Source organism: Pseudomonas lini, assembly GCF_030812475.1.
Taxonomy (GTDB): domain Bacteria; phylum Pseudomonadota; class Gammaproteobacteria; order Pseudomonadales; family Pseudomonadaceae; genus Aquipseudomonas; species Aquipseudomonas lini_A.
This window is the reverse complement of the sequence record NZ_JAUSSR010000007.1, coordinates 67,851-89,115: the sequence shown is the minus strand read 5'-3', so window position 1 is coordinate 89,115 and position 21,265 is coordinate 67,851. Positions and strand designations below refer to the sequence as shown.

Here is a 21,265-nt window from a genome sequence, read left to right as displayed (position 1 = left end):
AATCCGGTAGCCGTCATGCCGTATCCGTAAAACGCGTGAAGAACAGGCAATAGCCCTCGGGGCTCAAGGGACGACGGCCGGTCTAACCGGTACCGGGTCCAGCTCCCGGCCCATCTCACAGATGAGCATCGCGAGTGAGTCCGCATTGCGTAAAATTGTATCGATCCGTAGATCCGGCGTCACACGGTCCAGGAAGGCGGTCCGGGCCTCGCTCATCGTTTTGGCACCGGTTATTTTTTTTATTTCCTTGCCGATATGCTCGGTTTCGTATATCGAATCCAGGCTTACCCATGACGACAGCGTACTGTTCCAGCGGGCAAACAACTCGTCACGGGGCGTCGCCAGGGACAGAGCTTCACGCTGGAACTTTACCTGGTGTGTCTTGTACTTCTGCCCCAACCTCGTGACGGTTGAGATGAGGTCAGAGAAAGGGCGTCTTGCCTCCAGATAAGCGATGTCGAGCGCCTTGGCGAAATGATGTGAAAACTCATGGATCAGCGTCGATGCCCGGGCATGGGCATCTACATCGAACGGTGCGGTGAGACTGAATTTGTACCAATCCAATTGCGGATCGAAGAAGTGTTCTGTGAAATGCACTTTTTGTTGGCGGTCGGTTTCGATGACAAATGCGATCATTTGGTCAGTCGTTGAACGGTTGATACCGACGACGAAGCGTTTGTTATCCAATTCGTCCAGCCCCGGGTCCACCAATGCCTTGCAAATGGGCACGATGACCTTTTTTATTTTGTCCAGAATCGCGGTATCGATTACGCTCGCGTCAAAAAACGATTTCAGGAAGGTGTCGAGTCTAGTGCCGGGTGTATTGATGCTCACTTGTATCAAATTGTGCAGGCAATTGAAGGCATACTTCCTGGCCAGCTCCATCGCCTCCACGATGGCCTGCGCTTTCGCGGGATACATTCGATGAATTTCCTTCATGCCCGTTGCTTCGATGTTCAGTGTGGCCTCGGCTTTTTTCCTGGTGATGTACTTGTTGGCGAGATCTGAGACAGCTTTGCCATAGTGAATGGAATGCACGTCGGCTGCGGGCACCAGTTCACCGCCGGGAGCGGCTTCGAGGCTCGGTCCCTTTTGCTTTTCGTTAATCATGCGCCAAGCCCGACCCTTTTTTTCGACCCGATAGACCTTGCCCAAAACAGGGGCGTAATAATGCGTGGTCGTGGGGTCGCGATAGGTGCCCTGCGTTGCATCTTTCTTGAATTTTTCCAACTCGACAGTCGGTGCTTCGTAAGGTTGCGCTGTGGTCCGGCTCGCGGAGGTGGTGTTGATGGCTGACCACTGAGGCGTTACTACAGGTTGTTCTGGGGGAAGTTCTGTCGAGGTGACTGACTCAGGAGTAGAGGCCGGATTGCCCTGCATTAGCCGCCCCATGGTGACCATCTGCGCAGCACCAGAGATGAAGGATTTGAATGCGCGTTTCCAGTGCTGGTCTTGAAGCGCATCCGCAGAGTCCTTGAAATCCTTGTACGCCTGCCACAGAAACAGAGCACAGGACAATTTACCAGGCAGAAACCCGGACACCAGCTTGATTCCGGAACTGAACAGCTCCTTGGCTTTTTCCCAATCGGTGCGCGCGGTAGCCGTGGATTGACTGCCCAGCATCTCCCTCAGCAGCAAGATGTTGTCCTGGAATAGTCGCTCCAGCACATTGCCGGTAACGGGATTTGAAGCGAGGGTGATTTCCGTGGGTTCGCCCACGGTGGATTCGAGCAGGTTTTGATACGTCGCCCGAGACGATTCAGGCAGGCGCCGGATCAACAAGTCTTGCAACGGTCCTGGTGTATTGAGTGCGGCAAGCAGGTCGGTCTCGGTCTCGAACTCGGTGAAGGGTAGTCCGACAAAATAGGGCGCGTAGAGCACCTGCGGACCGGCCACGTCTTTGCCCGGGCTGATCAGGTACATCCCCAGGGCCTCGGTAGCTGTGGCACCGGCCGTGGAGATCAACTGCAACGGGCGGATGATAGCGTCTGCCCCTTTGACCGCAGCCCGTGCGGTGGCATTGGGCATGTCCAGTAGCTGCTCGATTGCGTCGAATGCCTGCTCCGACAGTTGCTCTTGCAGTTTAAGCGCGTGGGCTTCCTGTAGCAGGTGCCAGGGTAACTGCTGGAAGTAGCGTAGCTTGCGTGCTTTGGCATCGTCGCTATCACCTGACAATTGAGCCGACAGCAACTGTTCATACACTGACTTGATGTTCAGCTGTAACAGCAGCTGCTTGACAGCTTGGGTATCCATCCCTTTCGGCAGCGGTTTTGAGGCGGTCGAGGCGATGGAAAAACCTGTTCCCTGGAGCACATTGACGTGATTCAGGGCAAACTCGGTCAACGTTTGCGCGGGGCCAGCGATGGCTAAGGCAGGTGTGACCTTGACATGATCGGGGTTAATGAATTTGCCCTGGAAGCGGGTTTTTTGCAGGGACTCCAGTTGCTCGTGCACATAGACAGCCAGGGTTTTTATGCCATGTAGATAATCTTTACCCTCCAACAGGCTATGGCGGTGTTGCTCCATTATTTCGACATGTTTTTGCTGTTGCTCAAGTGATGCCATCCCTAGCCAGGCTGGCAAGGTCTGCTGGGTGGCAATGGCCTCGCCAATAGCTTTGGCCCTCTGCAGATTGGTGGCTGTGGGTTGGCGCTTGAGTGCGTCCAGGGCTTTTTCCTGTTTTGTTTCTGTCAGTTTCAGCGCGCGAACGCCGTCGCAAACCGCCAGAAAATGCTCAATGGCCGTCTGCTGGCGATGGAGCAGCAGATTGTTCTCGATGGGCCGGAAATTACCCAGTTCGTACTTTTTATGGAACATACGCTCGGCAGGCAGGAGGTTTTCAAGCAGCGTCAGTCGCTTGAGCGGATCGAGCAGGCGTCGTTGCAGCTCGGTCCTGGCCGCCGCGACCGACTCGAAGACCTCCAGCCCCATGGCCGGAGTCCAGAGAATCGCCCGGCCGGAATTCCGTGTGTCCAGGCCGCCGCGTTCGGTGAGCATGAAGCAATGGTGCACGGCGAGTGACGATGTATGGCCTGCGGTTTCAAGGCTGAACCAGTAGGCATCCGGGCGAAATCCATTCAGTGATTTACGCTGGCGGCGGGTGGGGCGGTCGGGGTCGAGTACCGTATCGACAATAGCGCTGTCGACTTCAGACAATGTGCGATTGAGCCGACGAAGGTTGGCCTCGCCGCGAATACCCACTGACATTGCATGGGCCAGTGCGGGTTTCAAGGCTTCCAGGCGGGTTCTCTGCAGCGCACCGGTCGCGGCAGATTGCGCCTGCCACTGCCCCTCGAGAGCTGACATCACACTTTCGAAGGTTTTAGACATGACTGTCGCCTTGTCGGCCAGAACAATTGACGGACGCGATTGCCCCGTAATGACCTGGTGGGTGCTCCAGCGACCCTGGGTTGGCAATTCCAACAACTGATTGCCGATCATGCTGCGCACGTCCAGTGCCTTGTCGAACAGCGCTGCAATACTCACGTCGCCGTCGCTGTGACGAAACACCCCGAGCGCGTATTCGACGTTATGCAGCTGTTTGTCGATGATTGAGTCAAACAGCGACTCGAACACTGAACCTGCAATCGCTTCGCCGGAAACCTGAACTTCCTTGAAGCCGAGAAAGCGATGGCGATCCTCCTGCGTCAACAATTCGTACAGTTCATCGTCATGCCCTTTGGCAATGACCTTGGCGCGCACGGTGTCGTACAAATCCTCAGGGCTGGCAAGTACCTGCAATCCGCTGGCCGGGGTGAAGAGATAGGCATCCGGTCGAGCAATCATGAATGAACCGGCCAACTCAATGTAATTCGCGGCGTGTTCCCACAGGCGCACAGCTTCGGGGACCAGCGGCAATTGCGTGGTTCCAGTGCTGCTGCGGTCCAATAGAACCTCCAGTGCCCGACTCTGTTCAGGACTGATGATCTTGTCCTGTCGCTTGAACAGGAAGTCCGCCCGAGCGTTGTCGCTGATGGCCTGGATAAACCGCTTGCGCCGGGTCTGCCCGTTCGGCAGCACATGATTCCAGTACGCCCGCAGTCTTTCGCCGAGCAACCAGGTCAGCCCGGCGGAAGCAGTCTTGACTGCCTTTTTCCATAGCTCATTGTCGCGCTCGGCCTGGTCCGGATTGTCGGCGGCCAAAGTTCGGTCCGGATGGCTGAACGCTATGGTCTGGTCTGATGGCCAGCCTTGGTGACGATAGAAAAGCAAGAGCGCGTCACTGAGGGGCATCGATATTCCCGATGCGGGGTTCACACTCGCATCAATCCCGAAGTCGACCCGGGTGTCGCGTTGCTTCAGTCCTGCAAAGGAGCGGCCTAACAAACCGTCAAGAATCTCATTGAGCAAGCTTGTCAACGGTGGCATTTGTATCAACGCCTCCAGCAGCCCTTGAGCATTGTGTTGCTGATTGTTCTGGATGACTGTTTTCTGGTCTTCGAATACTTCGCCCTTGATGATTTCGTGAGTGATCCCGGTGATCGTTTCGCCCTCCAGTTCGATGCGTTGGGCTATCGAGGCAAAACGCAACAGTTCATCGCGCCCGGACGCGCTGGTCAGTCGCAGAATCAGCTCTGCCGTGAGTGAATCGATGTCGTCGAACTTTTCGATTCCGCCGTAGGGCGTATACAGAATCGCACCATTGTCGTCGGGCGTGGATGACAACATGAAACACCCGGCCAATGGCACCGGCGCCTTGTCCTTAACCTTCAACAACAGTTTTTCGGCAGACATGGGAGGCGTCTGCTTTTGTCGAAGTTCATCGCTCGCCAATTCGATATGGCTGAGCCAGGAAAAGTCTTTGCTTGAAAGGGAATGGGTTTTTCCGAGTTCTTCGTGCAAACCCGGCTCATCCAGCACTTGCGGAAAAAACAATGGGGAGGGAGAAGTGGTCATGGAGGTCTCGATAGGATCGCCACATGGCGAATAATGAATGGGCCTCCAACCTAGGTGATGCCCGCGCGGGCAAGGTGGTAAATAGTTATCGCAGTGTGCCGGGCCGGGTCGGTTACATTGAGCCGGTTGAGCGGCATTCAATCGAAAGATTGACAGCCGGCTCGGGTCGCGTTGTTAATCGGTTTGCGAACCCTCGTACGCTGTTGCCCCCTCCAATAATTAGTCTGGAGCTTCAGATGTCTGCGCCTCACGATCAAGTGTCTACTGCTGTCTCGCAAAACCTGTCCTTCGAAGCACTGACGGGCTTGCTTGAGAAGATCTTCCTGCGCCATGGTACGTCCGCCGACGTCGCTCGCGTACTGGCGCAGAACTGCGCCGGTGCCGAACGCGATGGCGCCCATAGCCATGGCGTATTCCGCATTCCCGGTTACGTGTCGACGCTGCAGAGCGGTTGGGTCAATGGCCAGGCCGTGCCAGTGGTCGAAGATGTGGCCTCGGGTTTCGTCCGGGTCGATGCCGGCAACGGTTTCGCCCAGCCGGCGCTGGCGGCGGCACGTGCATTGCTGGTGGAAAAGGCCCGCAGTGCTGGCATTGCGGTGCTGGCGATTCGTAATTCCCACCATTTCGCCGCTTTGTGGCCGGATGTCGAGCCCTTCGCGTATGAAGGGCTGGTGGCGCTGAGCGTGGTCAACAGCATGACCTGCGTCGTGCCTCACGGTGCCGACCGGCCGCTGTTCGGGACCAACCCGATTGCCTTCGCCGCGCCGCGGGCTGATGGCGAGCCGATCGTCTTCGACCTGGCGACCAGTGCCATTGCCCATGGCGATGTGCAGATTGCGGCGCGCAAGGGCGAACGCTTGCCCGCGGGCATGGGCGTGGACAGCCTCGGCCAGCCGACCCAGGACCCGAAAGCGATTCTGGAAGGGGGCGCGTTGCTGCCGTTCGGTGGGCACAAGGGTTCGGCGTTATCGATGATGGTGGAGTTGCTGGCGGCGGCGTTGACCGGGGGCCATTTTTCCTTCGAGTTCGATTGGTCGAACCATCCGGGCGCCAGGACGCCCTGGACCGGTCAGTTGCTGATTGTCATCGATCCGAGCAAGGCGGCCGGGCAAAGTTTTGCCGAGCGCAGCCAGGAACTCGTGCGGCAGATGCACGGGGTGGGGCTCAAGCGTTTGCCGGGGGATCGACGTCATCAGCAACGGGCCAAGGCCGCTACCGATGGCATCCAACTTGATGCTCAAACGTTGGCGGATCTGCGGGGATTGGCGGGGCTCTGACATCTGCTGTTCATACTGGAGCGGCGAACTCAATGGTTAACGCCGGCCAATGTAGAAGCGAGCTTGCTCGCGATGGTCTCAAGGGCACCGCGTTCATTCAGAATGACGCGTTATCGTTAACGTCCATCGCGAGCAAGCTTGCTCCTGCTACAACCTACAGCTACCGCCGACCCAGCAGCAACCCGACCACCAGGCCGAACCCGGCGGAGATGGCCACGGTTTGCCACGGATGACCACCGATATAGGTTTCGGTGGCTTCGACAGCAGGCAGGGTGCGGTCGCGGACACTGGTGACGGAGTCCCGGGCCTGCTGCAGTTTCTGGGCGATTTGCCCACGAAGCGTCTCAGCTTCCTCACCGACCAGTGAGGCACTGCTCTTGAGCAGCTTTTCCGACTCTTCGATCAGAGCCTGGAGTTCGCTGAAGGCCTGATCCTTGATTTGGTCTTCGGCAACTTGTGTGGCGGTTTTCCGGGCCATCGAGGTACTCCTTGCAGGTAAATGGACAGTGAACAATGGAGTCTGTCGCCGATGAAAAAGTTGCAGTGGATGTGCGTGCAGACTCGATCCTGGTGAAAAATCCAGGGCAGGACATTGCTTTGTGCAGTGTAAGATGTCGCCATTTTACGCAGCGGGTACTTCCCATGAGTTTCAATCTGGCCGACAAACCCCTTCCCGAGCGCGCCGCGCTTGAAGATGAGAAATCCCGACTGTTCGAACTCTGGCAAAACAACCTGGGCAAAGCTAAAGGCGAGGCGGCGCGGTTGTTTGGCGAACGGTCCAAGCGCAAAGGCAAATGGGCCGAGTGGGTACGCACCGAACTCGACGGCATGTCGCCGCCGGAATTTGCGAACATGGTGCGCAGTGAAGTCAATCGGCTGATGGCTGCGAAATAGATGTCCATCTGACACTACCCCCTGTACGGGATTTTGTGTAACCGCAAAATGGTTATTGCGCGTGCGCAAAGCTCGCGACAATGGCTGCTCGCACTTTCAAAACCACCGGATCCAGCCGCGCGCCGGTGCGCCAACCCAATTCGATCGGGTAACGCGGCAAGTCCAGCGGGCAGGGCAGCAGTGCCAGGCCGCTGAGCGCTGCGATGCTTTGGGCGGCGTGCGCCGGAATCGTCGCCACCGCCTGGCTGCCCTTGAGCAAGTGCGGCAATGCCGCAAAGTGCGTGGTCGAGGCGCTAACCCGTCGACTCAAGCCCAGTGCGGCCAACCCTTCATCGGTGATCCCGATAAAACCGCCGGACGACACCAGGATGTGCTCGCGGGCAACGAACTCTTCCAGGCTGATGCTTTGTTGTCCGTCGGCCAGGCTCGTCGGATCGACCAGGCACTGGTAGCTGCCTTCGCCGAGCACCTGCCGGCTGAGCAATCGTTCGGCGAAACCGCCAGCGGTGATTGCCAGGTCAATGCTGCGATCCATCAACGCCCGGGCGACGATCTGGCTGTGGGTCTGGCGAAAGATCAGCCGCAGCCTGGGCGCGCGCTGGGCTATTTCTTCTATCAATCTACGCCCATAGGCGATCTCGAAATCATCCGACATACCCAGGGTGACCGAGCGCCCGTCGTAGTGATCGGCCCCCGGATCCACCATCGCCAGGCTTTGCCGGCATTTGTCCAGCGCCTCGCTGACCACCGGTTTCAATTGGTTGGCCTTAAGCGTCGGCGCCAGGCCGCGGCCGGTGCGCACGAACAATTGATCGCCATACAACTCGCGCAACCGGCGCAAGGCGGCACTGACCGCCGATTGCGTGACGCCCAGGCGCAACGCGGCGCGGCTGGCACTGGACTCATCGTGCAAGGCTTCAAAGACTTTAAGCAGGTTGAGATCCACGGTGGCAATATTCATGTGGCTCATATCATTCAGTAGTGAGTTGGTCTTTATTCATGATCAGACGACGGCCGAGAATGAGCAATACCTCGTTCCCTTTCGGAGATTGTCATGCCCAAGTCAATTGTTGCTGCGCTGCAAGTCGGCGCCTTGCCCGGTGGCAAGGAAGTGACCCTGTCGCAGATTCTGTCGTATGAGCAGGCCATTGTTGAATCCGGCGCCGCGCTGGTGGTCATGCCCGAAGCGTTGCTCGGCGGTTACCCCAAGGGCGAAGGCTTTGGCACCCAGTTGGGTTATCGACTGCCGGAAGGCCGTGAGGCCTTTGCCCGCTATTTCGCCAATGCCATCGACGTGCCCGGTGTGGAAACCGAGGCGTTGGCCGGCTTGTCGGCGCGTACCGGGGCCAATTTGGTGATGGGTGTCATCGAACGCGCTGGCAGCACGTTGTATTGCACCGCGTTGTACTTCGATCCGCAGGCAGGGCTGGTAGCCAGACACCGCAAGTTGATGCCGACTGGTACTGAACGGCTGATCTGGGGCAAGGGCGATGGTTCGACCTTGCCGGTTATCGACAGTCGAGTCGGGCGGATCGGAGCGGCGGTGTGCTGGGAAAACATGATGCCGCTGCTGCGAACCGCGATGTACGCCAAGGGCGTGGAGGTCTGGTGCGCGCCAACGGTGGACGAGCGAGAGATGTGGCAAGTGAGCATGCGCCACATCGCCCATGAAGGGCGTTGCTTCGTGGTCAGCGCCTGCCAGGTTCAGGACTCACCGCAGGCCCTGGGGGTGGAAATCGCCAACTGGCCAGCGGACCGGCCGTTGATTGCCGGTGGCAGTGTCATCGTTGGACCGATGGGTGACATCCTGGCTGGGCCGCTTCGCGGTGGGCCCGGATTGTTGATCGCTGAAATCGACACTGACGAGCTGGTGCGCGCACGCTATGACTTCGACGTGGTCGGACACTATGCGCGCCCGGACGTGTTTGAATTGACGGTGGATGAGCGGGCTAAACCTGGCGTTCGTTTCACCATATAAATCCCCTGAGGTAGCGAGCTTGCTCGCGATTGCGAGGTGTAAGTCAGCATCAATGCTGAACGTGCCGCCGCCTTCGCGAGCAGGCTCGCTCCTACAGTTGGTCGGTGTTGTCGGGTAGTTTTGTGATCGACATGGGCCCTTTGTGGACGGCGGTTCAGCGCTGCTGCAGCCACTCTTCGCGGGTGATTTCCCAGATTTCTCTGGGCAATCGCCCGCTGACGAAGTCTCCGTCGTCAGTGGCGATCAAGCGCATGCCCGTGCGCTGTGAGAGTTTGCGTGAGCCAATGTTGGGCAACGCTTTTGGTACGCGCAGCACTGAACGACCAAGTGTCTGGAACCAGTAGTCGGTCACGGCGGCACTGGCTTCGCTCATCAAGCCCTGACCTTGCCATTGCGGTGCGAGCCAGAAACCGCGGTTGTTGTCCTGTTCATTCATCAGGCTGACATTGCCGATCAGTTGCTCAGGGGTCGACTTCAAGCGGATTGACCAGTGCCATTCCTCGCCGCGGGCCATCGCTGGCAGGGCAATATCGCGCAGATAGGTCAGTGCACCATCGGCTGGATAGGGCCAGGGCACCAAGGCGTTCAGATAGCGCACCACTTCCCAGTGCGGGAACTGTTGCTGGATCGCCTCGGCATCGGCCAGTTCCAGCGGGCGCAGGATCAGGCGTTCGGTGTAGAGCGTGCAAATGTCCATGGGGGTTGCCTCCTTGTTTATTGTATTGAACGTGATCGCCAGCGCCGGATTACCTGGGGGGGACATTCGGCCCAGGCAAACTGAGCTTGCCACTGTCGACAAATCGCAGGGTACCAAACAGGCCGCCAGCCAGCTTGCCGCGCAGCACGTAAGGGACATTGTTCAGCGTCTGCGTCTGGCTCAGGCCCAATGTCTGGCGCAGCACCGAGAAGGCCGAGACGCTGACCGGCACGGTCAGTACGGTGTCGGAAAAGCGCGCAATCGTGCCTGACTGATCACTGACCCCCGAGGCCAGTGGCTGGCCATTGACCTCCAGGTCCAGGGCCAGGCCGTTGTAATCGATCGCGGTTTCATTAGGGTTTTGCACGCGTATCTTCACCGCAAAGCGCACTTCCATGTCCTGGCTCGGCAGCGGTTCAAAACCGACCACGTTGACGTTCAGCGGATCCCGATTGGGCAGCAGGGCACAGGCGCTCAGGGAGAGCAGCAGCAAATAGAGGGGTAAAGCGAGGAGTCTGCGCATGGAGGGCTCTCGACAGAAAAAGGAATCGAACCACCGATGGCTCGATCCTTGAGCTCTGTCCAGCGGTTCAAGCTGTGCGACCACAACCACTGTGAGGCGTTCGCTGCGGACTGTCACTGGTCGATGCGCACTGCCCGATCATACAGGGTCGATCGCTGTTCCCTCAGGCAAACGCCGCCAGCAAATCCTCCTCAAATGCCTTCTGCGCATCCGCCAATAACAGGCGCTGGAAATCCTCGGCGGCCTACGCGGGATCAATCTGGTGGGGATGGACGTGGTGGAAGTGGCGCCGGCCTACGACAGTGCGGACATTAGGTCACTGGCGGCGTATCGGCAGGTCCAGCGTTTGCGTCCAGGTAAACCGCGTCATTGATCCGGCAATGGATTCATGGGGCACACCCATCGCCACCTCGCTGACCCCGTCAAGGCGCGACACCTGCTCAGCACCTGAGAGGAAGACCCGCACAAGGATATGTGCCCGGCTGGTCATCTCCATGCTGCGGACATGGCATACTGGCGCGCATGAATCTTGACTCTCCCCTCAGCGCCTGGCAGCACGCCATCGAACATAAGGGCTTCGTCCAGGACGAGGCCCAGGAACATGCGGTCTGGGCCTTGCAGAAATGCCACGAAGCCCTGCATGAAGGACGCACGCCGATCACCGGTGTCTACCTGTGGGGCCCGGTTCGGGCGCGGCAAAACCTGGTTGATGGACCAGTTCTACCAGAGCCTGCAGGTTCCGGCCCGGCGCCAGCATTTTCATCATTTCATGGGCTGGGTGCACCAGCGCTCGTTTCAATTGACCGGCACCGCCGACCCATTGAAGGCGCTGGCCCGTGAACTGAGCCAGGACGTGCGGGTGTTGTGCTTCGATGAACTGTTCGTCAATGACATCGGTGACGCGATCATTCTCGGGCGCCTGTTCCAGGTGATGTTCGAGCAGGGCGTGGTGGTGGTCTGCACCTCCAATCAGCCGCCCGACCAGCTTTACGCCGATGGCTTCAACCGTGACCGGTTCATGCCTGCCATCGCGGCGATCAAGCAGCACATGCAGGTGATAGCGGTCAATGGCAGCGCAGATCATCGCCTGCACCCGGGTACCGGTTTGCAACGTTACTGGGTCGCAACGCCCGGGCAGGCAGGCACCCTGGCGGGCGTGTTCGATGCCCTGACGGTCGGCCAGCCGGTATCCAGCACACCGATCGAGGTCGGATACCGCAGTCTCGATGTGGTGCGGTCCAGTGAAACCGTGCTCTGGAGCCGTTACGCCGACCTCTGTGAGCAGCCCTTTGCCGCCATGGATTTCATGGCGCTGTGCGACACCTTCAAGGCTATTCTATTGAGTGAGGTGCCCAACCTCAGCGCGCAGAAACGCGCCGGACGCATCGCCCGCGGTACCGAAGATGGCGTCGAGCGGGTGGTGGCGGGCGATCGCCAATTGCCGCAATTATCGGTGAATGACGACGGTGTGCGGCGTTTCATTGCTTTGGTGGACGAGTGCTACGACCGTAAAGTGCCGCTGTACCTCGAAGCGCAGGTGCCGATGGACTCGCTCTACACCGAGGGTTATCTGCAATTTCCGTTTCGCCGCACCCTCAGCCGACTACGGGAAATGCAGTTGCAACGTTTCGCCGACGCTTGATTTTCGCGAGGAGAAAATGAATCAGCCACTGTCTCACCATTTGCTGACCATGGCCTATCAGAATGCCTGGGCCAATTATCGACTGGCCGGGGCGTGGGGCCAGTTGACTGCGCAAGACCTGACGGCGCCCAGAGTCAGTTTCTTCCCCAGCCTGCGCGCGACGCTCAATCACATCCTGACCTGTGACTGGTTCTACGTGGATGCACTGGAGCGGGAATTGCGCGGCGATGATCCGCATCCCGACTGCACTGTATTTTTCAGGCATGACGAGCCTTGTTCAACAGCCGCCGATCTCAAGCACGAGCAAGCCTTGGTAGACCGACGGCTGATTGCGTACTGCGAGCAAATGCGTGACGCAGACTTGGGCAAGATCGTGACTATCGATCGTGAAATACCCCAACATGACAGCCGTTTGCGCCTGCTGTCGCATCTGTTCGAACACCAGATTCATCATCGCGGGCAAGTGCATGCCATGCTCAGCGGCACTGCGGTCAAGCCGCCGCAGCTGGACGAGTTTTTCTGTGCTGGCGAGTCGGGATTGCGGGCGGCGGATTTTGCCGAGCTCGGCTGGACGGAAGCCTTGATCTGGGGGCATTGAATTCAAACGGTCGCAATCTGCAGTCGAATGCGGTCTGTCAGCCAATACCTCTGCTGAATGTTCCGCCGTCTTCGCCGGCAAGCCGTCTCCTACAGGGGATCGGTGGCGTTCACCGATCTGGTGTTCGCGAAAGATCAATGGTCATTTTGGCTTGTAGGACTCGGTCACTTGCGCGGTCTGATCGTCCGGGACCCGGACCTCCGCGCCTGTGTTCTCCTGGGTCTGCTGTTGACTGAGCCGCAGGCTGTCGAAGTAATACCGCATCCGTTCGGCCCCGCCTTCGGCCAAGGCGGTGGCCGAGACAAACGTCATCAGGCCGGCGATGATCAGGGGTGTACGTTTCATGGTGTGCCTCCCATCAGGAATGTCGGGTGCCTTTCGTCCGTGTTCCAAGGCGATGTCGAAGGTCCATTATCTGCCGATTCCGTTAATTGGGCGTTAAACGCTAGAGTTTCCAGTCCAGGCTCAGGGTGATTGTGCGCGGGTCGCCCCAGAACACGCCGTTGTAAAAGCCGACGTTGTCGTAATACTTCTCGTCGAACAGATTATCGACATTCAGCGAAGCGGACAGGTGTCGGTCGAACTCATACCGCGACATCAGTTTGACCACGGTGTAGGCCTTCTGAAGGATCTTCGCGTTTTCGGTGATGATCTCGCCTGCGGCGTTACGCCCGATCGGACGCCTGGAGTTCCCGAAGACGTCACTCTGCCAGTTCACCGCGCCCCCCACCGTCAGCGCCTGCCAATCACCCGGCAGGCGATAGGCCGTGGAAAGCCGTAACATATTCAACGGCTGGTTGGTCATGGTCCGTTGCTTTTCGCCATTGGCCGAGTGGGTGTAGGTGTAGCCGGCCGTCATGTTCCAGCCGGCCATGACCTCGCCGGAAACCTCGGCTTCGAAGCCCTGTACCTTGTTACCTTTCCCGCCTGACTTGAAGAATTCCTCGCCTGTCACCGGGTCCGGAGGCACCGAGTCGTCGAGTTCGGCGACGTTGTCCTGTTTGCTCCAGAACAGCGCGGTGGCCAGGTTCAGGCGTTCCTGCAGGAGGCTGCCTTTGAGCCCCAATTCATAGTTGCTGCCTACCACCGGTTCAAGGTATTTGCGGTTGCTGTCACGCTCCGACTGCGGTTTGAAAATGTCGGTGTAGCTGACATAAGCGGTGTATTCAGGCGTCAGGTCGTAGAGCAGGCCAGCGTAGGGCGTCCACATGTCGTTGTGTTGTTGGCGGGTGTTTTCCGACCCGCTCAATTGCAGATCGGCATCGTAGCTGTTGCTCGTTTTCGACGCTTTCCAGCTGCCATACCGACTGCCGAGCACGGCGTGCAGCTCATCGGTCAGACTCAAGCGAGTGGCGAGGTAACCAGCCTTCTGGCGGGTACTGTCTTTTGAACCGGTAAGGCTGGTGACGGTGTCGGGATACTTGGCGACGTTGCCCATGTATTTCCAGTCGCGCACGTTTCCGTAATCCGAGGCTCGCGGGCCATCTACCGTATAGGGGTTTGATTCGCTTCGTTCGGCCTCTCCATAGCCGAGCATCATCTCGTGCTCGCGCCCCAGTAGCGCGTACGGCCCGGACACATTGAAGTCATAGGCCTTCATTTTTTGCGTGCCGATCATGTGGCTGATGTTGGCGATCATGCCGCTGCGATCAGCTTCGGGGAAGCCGCCGCCTGCATAGTAGATCTTGCCGTCGGTATCGCTTTCACGATGGGTATAGGCAGCCTTGAGGTGCCAGCCAGCGCCTAATTGATGGTCCAGATTGGCGAATGCGGTCTTGTCCTTGATCGGCCAGGAACTCCAGGACGTCGCCATGTTGGTCGAGCGCCCGAGGTTGGCCTTGCTGCCGTCCGCGTTCCAGTAAGGCACCGTGCCCCAGGACGTACCCTGCACGTGTTTGTTCTGATAGTCATAACCCACGGCCAGCACGGTGTCGTCGGTCAAATCGGCCTCGAGAATGCCGTAACCGACCTCCCGTTGTTGCTGATACTTGTCGCGGAACGAATCGGCATCGCGATAGGCCAGCACGCCGCGTCCGCGCAGGCGGCCGTCGAAGGCCAGCGGGCCGCCGACATCCAGGTAACTGTGGTAGTCGTCGTAAGTGCCACCGCTGACACCGGTCTGGACTTGCCACTGCGCTGTCGGTCGCTTGCGCACCATGTTGATGGTGGCCGACGGGTCGCCCGCACCCGTGGTCAGGCCGGTCGCACCGCGAACCACCTCGATTCGATCATAGATGATGGTGTCGGAATCGGACTTTATGTAACTGAAGGTATTGAGCATGCCGTCGACCTGGAAATTGCTGATCGAGTAGCCGCGAGAGGAATAGCTGACCCGGTCCGAGTCGTTGTGCTGGACCACCACGCCGGTGGTCTGGCCCATGGCTTCGGACAGCGAGCCAAGCTTGAAGTCGTCCATCTGCTGGCGGGTGACCACGGACACCGATTGCGGCGTTTCCTTGATCGACAGGTTCAGGCGGGTGGCGGTGCTCATGGCACCGGTGGTGTACGACTCGGTATGTTCGGTGGTACTGGCCAGCCCCATGGCGGTCACATTGGTGGCGCCCAGTTCAAGGACGGGTTCTGGATCAGGACCGGTTTCAGCCAGCAGATCCGGGCACAGGGCGGCGCTGCACAGGCCGAGGGTAAAGGTCATGGAACGGGTGAAAGGCGCGAACATCGCAGCCGACTCCTTGTCTTCGAGGGAAAATTTCCGTTTGCTCAAAGACGAAGGGGAGGGCGGGGATTTAGCCTTAAACGAGAATAATTATTATCTTTGGGATGTTGCTGTCAGATTAATCCCTGGACAGGGCGCTCCGATGGATTCTTTGTGGGAGCGAGCTTGCTCGCGATGGATGTTAACGATGACGCGTGTTAACTGACTAAACGCGGTGCTCTTGAGTCCATCGCGAGCGAGCTCGCTCCTACAGGGGGATCTACTTCTGCACGACTTCGGGGGCAGGTGGCAAGGCCTTGGGCTTCATCAGGCTGAAGTCGATCAGCGGTCGCTGCTGGCGCTCGTAAGGATTGCCGATCATCAGGGGCCTGGGCTTGAAGCTGTCGCTGACCAGGCTTTTGCTGCGATCGAGTTCATCGAAGCTGAGCCCTGCCAGGTCGGCCCAGGTGTGAATCAGGTGCGAGCTGCTGTAAGGCCGCCCCAGATCGCCGGCAAAGTTCCAGTCATGGGTGTCGCGCCATTTCGGCGAGGCCCAGGCCATGAACGGAATCGTGTACATCGGCGCCGTCGGTTTGCTTTCGTTGCGCCCCAAGGTGCTATGGCCGGGGGAATCGAACACATCTTCGCCATGGTCGGAAAGGTACAGCAGGAACCCGTTCGGATCGGACTTGGCGTAGTCCTTGATCAGACTCGAGACCACGAAGTCGTTGTACAGCACCGCATTGTCGTAGCTGTTGTAGGTAGGCAACTGATCGTCGCGCACGCCGGGTGGAACGCCCTGGCGGTCCTTGAACTTGTCGAAGGTCGATGGATAACGGTATTGGTAGCTCATGTGCGTGCCGAGCAGGTGCACGACGATCAGCTTGCGCGGCGCAGCGTCGGTCAGGGCCTTGTTGAACGGCTCGATCACATCGCCATCGTACTGGGCGGCGTTCTGGTTGCGGTTGTTGTTCAAGTACACCTGCTCATCGGCCTGCTGGGAGAACGTTGTCAACATGGTGTTGCGCTTGGTCATGGTCTGCTGGTTGGTGATCCAGAAGGTCTTGTAGCCCGCCTGCTTCATCATGCTCACCAGCGACGGGGTCGACAGGTACAGGTCCGGGTTGTCTTCGTCGGCGAAGGTCAGCACCTGCTGCAACGCCTCGATGGTGTAAGGGCGTGGGGTGATGACGTTATCGAAGACCGCCAGCTGATCCTTGAGCTTGTCCAGCTCCGGCGTGGTTTGCCGAGGGTAGCCGTACAGACTCATGCGCTGACGGTTGGTCGATTCACCGATCACCAGCACCAGGGTCGACGGCTGATCGGCTGCCGAATCCTTGAGGTTGTGCAGGGGCGGGATCTTGCTCGCGCTGGTGAGCATGTCCTGCATGCCGGCCAACGTGTCGAGGTAACGGTGATAAGCCACGGCCATTTGCCAAGGCACGGCGGGCTCGATGCGGGTCTCGAACTTTTCGAAACCGTCGGCAAAGTTGCCGGTGCGCAGGGTCTGCTTGATCAGCGGGTAACCGATCACGGCCACCAGAATCGCCGTTGCAGCGACCAGTGCCTGCCCGCGGGGCAGGTACACCGGACGCAAACGCGTCCACAGGAACCAGGCAAACAGCGTGTGGGCGAGGAAGGCCGCGACCATCCACCAGGCAAAGTACTGGGTCATGTACTCGCCGGCTTCAGACACGTTCGACTCGAACATGATGAAGATGACGCTTTGGGAAAATTCCTGCTGGTAGATGAAAAAGTAGCCCAGGCTTGCCATGGAGCAGGCCCACAGCACCACACCGATCAGCGCGGCCAATACCCGGGTCTGTTTAGGGAACAGCAGCATCGGCGCCAGCCAGATGGCACTCATGATGAACGCCTGGCGGAACCCGGTGAAACCGGAGGTGCCCGTCAGCTGGATCAGTAACTGGGTGATGCCGGAAAAATACCAGAAGAACAGAAACAGCCAGAGAAATCCTGCCCAATCGAAACCATTCGCAGACGTAGTGCTGCGTTTAAACAAAGTCATTCATCGCTCCAACCTGAAATCACTGCCTTCGCCGAGACGTGAATGTCCGCGACGAACGGAGGGCGCGCGAATACCGAGCGGCCACAATGCGCCGGAGTATCGGCAAGTGCGTGTGAAAAAAATGTGATTGGCAGGCAGGGCGGGGCGTATCTGGAAGCAGCAGGAGGCTGCTTCCGATTCAAGCGAAGGGATCAGGCGTGGGGAGCACGCTGTGTGACGGGCCAGGATTGAGCCTGAGCATCTTGCGTAAGCAGGCGCAGTTGCGCGACTTCCTGCCTCAACTGGTCGCGCTCGTCTTTCAACTGGCGCAATTCATCGCGACGGATCGTGACGTAAAGGGTTTGTGCTGGCCGTGCTGCTAGTAATGTGCCCATTGCTCACCTCGCAAATGGCTGATTCAACTGTAAATCCGCTCCGACGTCGGATGCTGACTTACTATCGGCGCCGATTTTGATTTCTTTTGCTCAAGAATGGAACTTTTTTATTTTTCATGGTCGCTGTGTCTTCGGCACGATTTCTGACGTTATGCGTCTGGATCGGGCACAATGCCCGGAAACTTCGTCCCGCCGCTCCGGACTAACCCACATTAGTCGCGTTGGGCTATAACCTTTGACACACTTTATTTGTAGTAGGGAGCATCAGAACATGCAACTCGGGATTATCGGACTGGGCCGCATGGGCGGCAATATTGCGCGGCGCCTGATGCTCAACGGGCACACCACCGTTGTTTACGATCGCAATACCGCCTTTGTCGAAAACCTGGTCGAAGCGGGTGCCACCGGCGTCGCCGACCTGCCAGCCCTGGTTGCCGGCCTGGCCAGGCCACGGGCGGTCTGGGTCATGTTGCCGGCGGGCGCGCCGACCGAAGACACCATCGCCACCCTGAGCACGTTGCTCGAAGCCGGCGACACTATCATCGACGGCGGCAACACCTTCTATAAGGACGATATCCGCCGGGCGAAAACCCTGTCGGAAAAAGGCCTGCACTACATCGATGTCGGCACCTCCGGCGGCGTCTGGGGCCTGGAGCGCGGTTACTGCATGATGATCGGCGGCGATGCCGACACCGTCAAACGTCTCGATCCGCTGTTCGAAAGCCTGGCACCGGGGCTGGGCGACATACCGCGGACCAAGGACCGCAAGTCTGATGACGATCGCGCCGAACGGGGTTATATCCACGCCGGGCCGGCCGGTGCAGGCCATTTCGTCAAGATGATCCACAACGGCATCGAGTACGGCATGATGCAGGCCTTCGCCGAAGGCTTCGACATCCTCAAGACCAAGGCCAGCACCCACCTGCCGGAAGACCAGCGTTTCGACCTGAATGTCGCCGACATCGCCGAAGTCTGGCGTCGTGGCAGCGTGGTGTCGTCCTGGCTGCTCGACCTGACCGCCGACGCACTGGCCAGCGATCCGAAGCTCGAAGGTTATTCCGGCTCGGTCGCCGACAGCGGTGAAGGTCGCTGGACCATCGAGGCCGCCATGGAACAAGCGGTGCCCGTACCGGTGCTGTCGAATTCGCTGTTCTCCCGCTACCGTTCCCGCGGGCAAGGCACCTTTGGCGACAAGATTCTCTCGGCCCAGCGATTCGGCTTCGGCGGCCATGTGGAGACCGCGAAAAAATGACCCGCCTGATCCGCAATAAGTCCAAGGCAGAACCCGCACCACCGACCACACTGTTCCTGTTCGGTGCCCATGGTGACCTGGTCAAGCGTCTGCTGATGCCGGCGCTGTACAACCTGAGTCGCGACGGTCTGCTCGGCGATGGATTGCGGATCATCGGCGTTGACCACAACGCCATCAGCGATGAGGCTTTCGCGAAAAAACTCGAAGACTTCATTCGCGCCGAGGTGGCTTCCAAGGTCGGGAAGGGCGATGCAGCCCTGGATCCGGACTTGTGGGCCAAGTTGGCCAAAGGCATCAGCTACGTCCAGGGCGATTTCCTGGACGACAGCACCTATCAAGCCCTGGGGGCGAAAATTGCCGCCAGCGGCACCGGCAACGCTGTCTTCTATCTGGCCACCGCGCCACGCTTTTTCAGCGAAGTGGCGCGCCGTCTTGGCGCTGCCGGCCTGTTGCAAGAAACCCCCGAGGCGTTCAGGAGGGTGGTGATCGAAAAACCCTTCGGCTCCGACCTGCACACTGCCGAAGCCTTGAACGCATGCCTGCTCAAGGTGATGACGGAGAACCAGATCTACCGTATCGATCACTACCTGGGCAAGGAAACCGTGCAGAACATTCTGATCAGCCGGTTCTCCAACAGCCTGTTCGAAGCGTTCTGGAACAATCATTACATCGACCACGTGCAAATCACCGCCGCTGAAACCGTCGGCGTGGAAACCCGTGGCAGTTTTTACGAGCACACCGGCGCCCTGCGGGACATGGTGCCCAATCACCTGTTCCAGTTGCTGGCGATGGTGGCCATGGAGCCGCCAGCGGCCTTTGGCGCCGATGCGGTGCGCGGCGAGAAAGCCAAGGTGGTCGGCGCGATTCGTCCCTGGTCGGTCGAGGAGGCAAGGGCCAACTCGGTCCGCGGCCAGTACGCGCCCGGTGAAATCGACGGCAAGCCGTTGCCCGGTTATCGCCAGGAAAACAACGTGGCGCCGGACAGCAACACCGAAACCTACGTGGCGCTCAAGGTCATGATCGACAACTGGCGCTGGGTCGGCGTGCCGTTCTACCTGCGCACCGGCAAGCGCATGAGCGTGCGCGACACCGAGATCGTCATCTGTTTCAAGCCGGCACCCTACGCGCAGTTCCGCGATACCGAGGTCGATGAGTTGCAGCCGACCTATCTGCGCATCCAGATCCAGCCCAACGAAGGCATGTGGTTCGACCTGCTGGCCAAACGGCCAGGCCCTGCGTTGGAGATGGCCAATATCGAACTGGGTTTTGCCTACAAGGATTTTTTCGAAATGCAGCCGTCCACCGGCTACGAAACCCTGATCTACGATTGCCTGACGGGCGATCAGACGCTGTTCCAGCGCGCCGACAACATCGAAAATGGCTGGCGCGCCGTGCAGCCGTTCCTCGATGCCTGGCAGCAGGACGCGAGCATACAAAGCTACGCGGCGGGTGAAGACGGGCCGCAGGCCGCAGAAGATCTGCTGACCCGCGACGGCCGCGTCTGGCACGACCTCGGATGAGTGAGCCGACGCAACAGCCCATCCTTTTTCTGCTTAGTGACATGGACGGCACCTTGCTGCTGCCCGATCACAGCCTCAGCGAGCGCACCCTCGAAGCGGTCGGTTCGTTGCGCGAGGCGGGCGTGCTGTTCAGCCTGGCCACCGGCCGACCACCTAGAGCCATGCTGCAGCAGATCGAAGCCTTGGGCGTCGATCTGCCGACGGCGGCGTTCAATGGCGGCACCCTGGTCAATCCCGACGGCAGTATTCTGCTCGCGCATTACTTGCCGGCCACGGCCGCGTTGACCACCTTGACGTTGTTTACCGATCTGCCGGATATCGAAGTCTGGGTATTCAGCGGTGGCGACTGGCTGGTGAAAGACCCGTCCGGCCCCATGGTGCCACGCGAGCAGGATGGCCTGGGATATCCGCCGGTAAAGGTGGAGACCTTCGAGCCCTATCTGGAGCGCATCGACAAGATTGTCGCTGCCAGTAACAACACTGGACTGTTGATCGAGCTGGAAGCGCAACTGCTGCCCAAGGTCGAGAACCAGGCGCAAGTCTCGCGCTCGCAGCCGGTGTACCTGGATGTGACCGCGATGAAAGCGAACAAGGGTGAAGCGCTGGCGACACTGGCCGAACTCCTCGGTGTGCCGCTGGAACAGACGGCCGCCCTGGGCGATGGCGGCAACGATCCGGCGATGTTTCATCGGGCCGGGTTGTCGATCGCCATGGGGCAGGCGGAAGAGGCGGTGCGGCGCCAGGCGCATGTGATCACGGGGACCAACACCGAAGACGGCGCGGCGCAGGCGATCGAGCAGTACATCCTGAAACGCTGAGCCCCTGTAGGCGCTGGCTTGTCGGATCGCCGCACCGCAGCGAAAGCGGTCTCCCAGCCACTATATCTATTGAATGTGCCGCCGCCTTCGCCAGCAAGCCGGCTCCTACACGGGATC

The 21,265-nt window shown here is 59.2% G+C and carries 16 protein-coding genes and 2 pseudogenes; 9 read left to right on the top strand and 9 right to left on the bottom strand.

The window, feature by feature from the left end; genetic code table 11:
• Positions 1-63 precede the first annotated feature (63 nt).
• On the bottom strand, positions 64-4,896 hold the full coding sequence (locus J2W17_RS14845; protein WP_307335106.1) for a dermonecrotic toxin domain-containing protein: 4,833 nt from the start codon (positions 4,894-4,896) through the stop codon (positions 64-66).
• A 236-nt stretch (positions 4,897-5,132) separates the two neighbouring features.
• Between J2W17_RS14845 and J2W17_RS14840 the strand changes: the two genes are divergently transcribed.
• Complete coding sequence (locus J2W17_RS14840) at positions 5,133-6,173, top strand: Ldh family oxidoreductase (protein ID WP_307335104.1); 1,041 nt, start codon at positions 5,133-5,135, stop codon at positions 6,171-6,173.
• A 160-nt stretch (positions 6,174-6,333) separates the two neighbouring features.
• On the opposite strand, the gene J2W17_RS14835 is transcribed toward J2W17_RS14840, so the two are convergent.
• The gene (locus J2W17_RS14835) at positions 6,334-6,651 is read right to left on the bottom strand and encodes a DUF883 family protein (protein ID WP_307335102.1); all 318 of its coding nucleotides are present in this window, start codon (positions 6,649-6,651) and stop codon (positions 6,334-6,336) included.
• A gap of 164 nt (positions 6,652-6,815) precedes the next feature.
• Here J2W17_RS14835 and J2W17_RS14830 point away from each other — a divergent pair, with 164 nt between their 5' ends.
• Positions 6,816-7,067 carry a hypothetical protein gene (locus J2W17_RS14830; protein WP_307335840.1) on the top strand — a complete coding sequence of 84 codons (252 nt, stop codon included), beginning with the start codon at positions 6,816-6,818 and terminating at the stop codon, positions 7,065-7,067.
• Between the two features lie 52 nt (positions 7,068-7,119).
• Here the strand turns inward: J2W17_RS14830 and J2W17_RS14825 are convergent, their stop codons facing one another.
• Positions 7,120-8,037: a LysR family transcriptional regulator gene (locus J2W17_RS14825; RefSeq protein ID WP_307335100.1), complete on the bottom strand. Its 918-nt coding sequence runs from the start codon at positions 8,035-8,037 to the stop codon at positions 7,120-7,122.
• Positions 8,038-8,121: 84 nt separating this feature from the next.
• On the opposite strand from J2W17_RS14825, the gene J2W17_RS14820 reads away from it, so the two are divergent.
• Complete coding sequence (locus J2W17_RS14820) at positions 8,122-9,045, top strand: carbon-nitrogen hydrolase family protein (protein ID WP_307335098.1); 924 nt, start codon at positions 8,122-8,124, stop codon at positions 9,043-9,045.
• Positions 9,046-9,199: 154 nt separating this feature from the next.
• Here J2W17_RS14820 and J2W17_RS14815 read toward each other — a convergent pair whose 3' ends face one another.
• Complete coding sequence (locus J2W17_RS14815; RefSeq protein ID WP_307335095.1) at positions 9,200-9,742, bottom strand: GNAT family N-acetyltransferase; 543 nt, start codon at positions 9,740-9,742, stop codon at positions 9,200-9,202.
• Positions 9,743-9,791: 49 nt separating this feature from the next.
• Positions 9,792-10,265 carry an LEA type 2 family protein gene (locus J2W17_RS14810; protein ID WP_307335093.1) on the bottom strand — a complete coding sequence of 158 codons (474 nt, stop codon included), beginning with the start codon at positions 10,263-10,265 and terminating at the stop codon, positions 9,792-9,794.
• 220 nt (positions 10,266-10,485) lie between these two features.
• Between J2W17_RS14810 and J2W17_RS14805 the strand changes: the two are divergent.
• The 3 genes and pseudogenes from J2W17_RS14805 to J2W17_RS14795 form a co-directional block, all read left to right on the top strand.
• Positions 10,486-10,638, top strand: a pseudogene (locus tag J2W17_RS14805) (arginase family protein); the annotation flags it as partial.
• A gap of 149 nt (positions 10,639-10,787) precedes the next feature.
• Positions 10,788-11,907, top strand: a pseudogene (gene zapE / locus J2W17_RS14800) (cell division protein ZapE).
• A 16-nt stretch (positions 11,908-11,923) separates the two neighbouring features.
• On the top strand, positions 11,924-12,505 hold the full coding sequence (locus J2W17_RS14795) for a DinB family protein (protein ID WP_307335091.1): 582 nt from the start codon (positions 11,924-11,926) through the stop codon (positions 12,503-12,505).
• A gap of 141 nt (positions 12,506-12,646) precedes the next feature.
• Here J2W17_RS14795 and J2W17_RS14790 read toward each other — a convergent pair whose 3' ends face one another.
• The 4 genes from J2W17_RS14790 to J2W17_RS14775 all read right to left on the bottom strand — a co-directional run bounded on the left by J2W17_RS14790 (position 12,647) and on the right by J2W17_RS14775 (position 17,558).
• Positions 12,647-12,850: a hypothetical protein gene (locus J2W17_RS14790; RefSeq protein WP_307335089.1), complete on the bottom strand. Its 204-nt coding sequence runs from the start codon at positions 12,848-12,850 to the stop codon at positions 12,647-12,649.
• Positions 12,851-12,950: 100 nt separating this feature from the next.
• Complete coding sequence (locus tag J2W17_RS14785) at positions 12,951-15,182, bottom strand: TonB-dependent siderophore receptor (protein ID WP_307335087.1); 2,232 nt, start codon at positions 15,180-15,182, stop codon at positions 12,951-12,953.
• Positions 15,183-15,438: 256 nt separating this feature from the next.
• The gene (locus J2W17_RS14780) at positions 15,439-17,184 is read right to left on the bottom strand and encodes a phosphoethanolamine transferase CptA (RefSeq protein WP_307335085.1); all 1,746 of its coding nucleotides are present in this window, start codon (positions 17,182-17,184) and stop codon (positions 15,439-15,441) included.
• 191 nt (positions 17,185-17,375) lie between these two features.
• Positions 17,376-17,558: a DUF6026 family protein gene (locus tag J2W17_RS14775; protein WP_128869788.1), complete on the bottom strand. Its 183-nt coding sequence runs from the start codon at positions 17,556-17,558 to the stop codon at positions 17,376-17,378.
• A gap of 271 nt (positions 17,559-17,829) precedes the next feature.
• Between J2W17_RS14775 and gnd the strand changes: the two genes are divergently transcribed.
• From gnd to J2W17_RS14760, 3 genes are read left to right on the top strand one after another with little or no spacing between them, the layout of a single operon-like run.
• Positions 17,830-18,810: a phosphogluconate dehydrogenase (NAD(+)-dependent, decarboxylating) gene (gene gnd, locus J2W17_RS14770; protein WP_307335080.1), complete on the top strand. Its 981-nt coding sequence runs from the start codon at positions 17,830-17,832 to the stop codon at positions 18,808-18,810.
• Positions 18,807-20,330, top strand: coding sequence for a glucose-6-phosphate dehydrogenase (zwf, locus tag J2W17_RS14765; protein ID WP_307335078.1), 1,524 nt, complete (start codon positions 18,807-18,809; stop codon positions 20,328-20,330). Before gnd ends, zwf begins: the two co-directional genes overlap by 4 nt.
• Positions 20,327-21,148: an HAD family hydrolase gene (locus J2W17_RS14760; RefSeq protein WP_307335077.1), complete on the top strand. Its 822-nt coding sequence runs from the start codon at positions 20,327-20,329 to the stop codon at positions 21,146-21,148. The genes zwf and J2W17_RS14760 overlap by 4 nt, the downstream gene beginning before the upstream one ends.
• Positions 21,149-21,265 lie beyond the last annotated feature (117 nt).

Coding starts and splice junctions, on each gene's coding strand:
- J2W17_RS14845 (WP_307335106.1), bottom strand. CDS start 4,896: ATGACCACTTCTCCCTCCCCATTGTTTTTTCCGCAAGTGCTGGATGAG.
- J2W17_RS14840 (WP_307335104.1), top strand. CDS start 5,133: ATGTCTGCGCCTCACGATCAAGTGTCTACTGCTGTCTCGCAAAACCTG.
- J2W17_RS14835 (WP_307335102.1), bottom strand. CDS start 6,651: ATGGCCCGGAAAACCGCCACACAAGTTGCCGAAGACCAAATCAAGGAT.
- J2W17_RS14830 (WP_307335840.1), top strand. CDS start 6,816: ATGAGTTTCAATCTGGCCGACAAACCCCTTCCCGAGCGCGCCGCGCTT.
- J2W17_RS14825 (WP_307335100.1), bottom strand. CDS start 8,037: ATGAGCCACATGAATATTGCCACCGTGGATCTCAACCTGCTTAAAGTC.
- J2W17_RS14820 (WP_307335098.1), top strand. CDS start 8,122: ATGCCCAAGTCAATTGTTGCTGCGCTGCAAGTCGGCGCCTTGCCCGGT.
- J2W17_RS14815 (WP_307335095.1), bottom strand. CDS start 9,742: ATGGACATTTGCACGCTCTACACCGAACGCCTGATCCTGCGCCCGCTG.
- J2W17_RS14810 (WP_307335093.1), bottom strand. CDS start 10,265: ATGCGCAGACTCCTCGCTTTACCCCTCTATTTGCTGCTGCTCTCCCTG.
- J2W17_RS14795 (WP_307335091.1), top strand. CDS start 11,924: ATGAATCAGCCACTGTCTCACCATTTGCTGACCATGGCCTATCAGAAT.
- J2W17_RS14790 (WP_307335089.1), bottom strand. CDS start 12,850: ATGAAACGTACACCCCTGATCATCGCCGGCCTGATGACGTTTGTCTCG.
- J2W17_RS14785 (WP_307335087.1), bottom strand. CDS start 15,182: ATGTTCGCGCCTTTCACCCGTTCCATGACCTTTACCCTCGGCCTGTGC.
- J2W17_RS14780 (WP_307335085.1), bottom strand. CDS start 17,184: ATGACTTTGTTTAAACGCAGCACTACGTCTGCGAATGGTTTCGATTGG.
- J2W17_RS14775 (WP_128869788.1), bottom strand. CDS start 17,558: ATGGGCACATTACTAGCAGCACGGCCAGCACAAACCCTTTACGTCACG.
- gnd (WP_307335080.1), top strand. CDS start 17,830: ATGCAACTCGGGATTATCGGACTGGGCCGCATGGGCGGCAATATTGCG.
- zwf (WP_307335078.1), top strand. CDS start 18,807: ATGACCCGCCTGATCCGCAATAAGTCCAAGGCAGAACCCGCACCACCG.
- J2W17_RS14760 (WP_307335077.1), top strand. CDS start 20,327: ATGAGTGAGCCGACGCAACAGCCCATCCTTTTTCTGCTTAGTGACATG.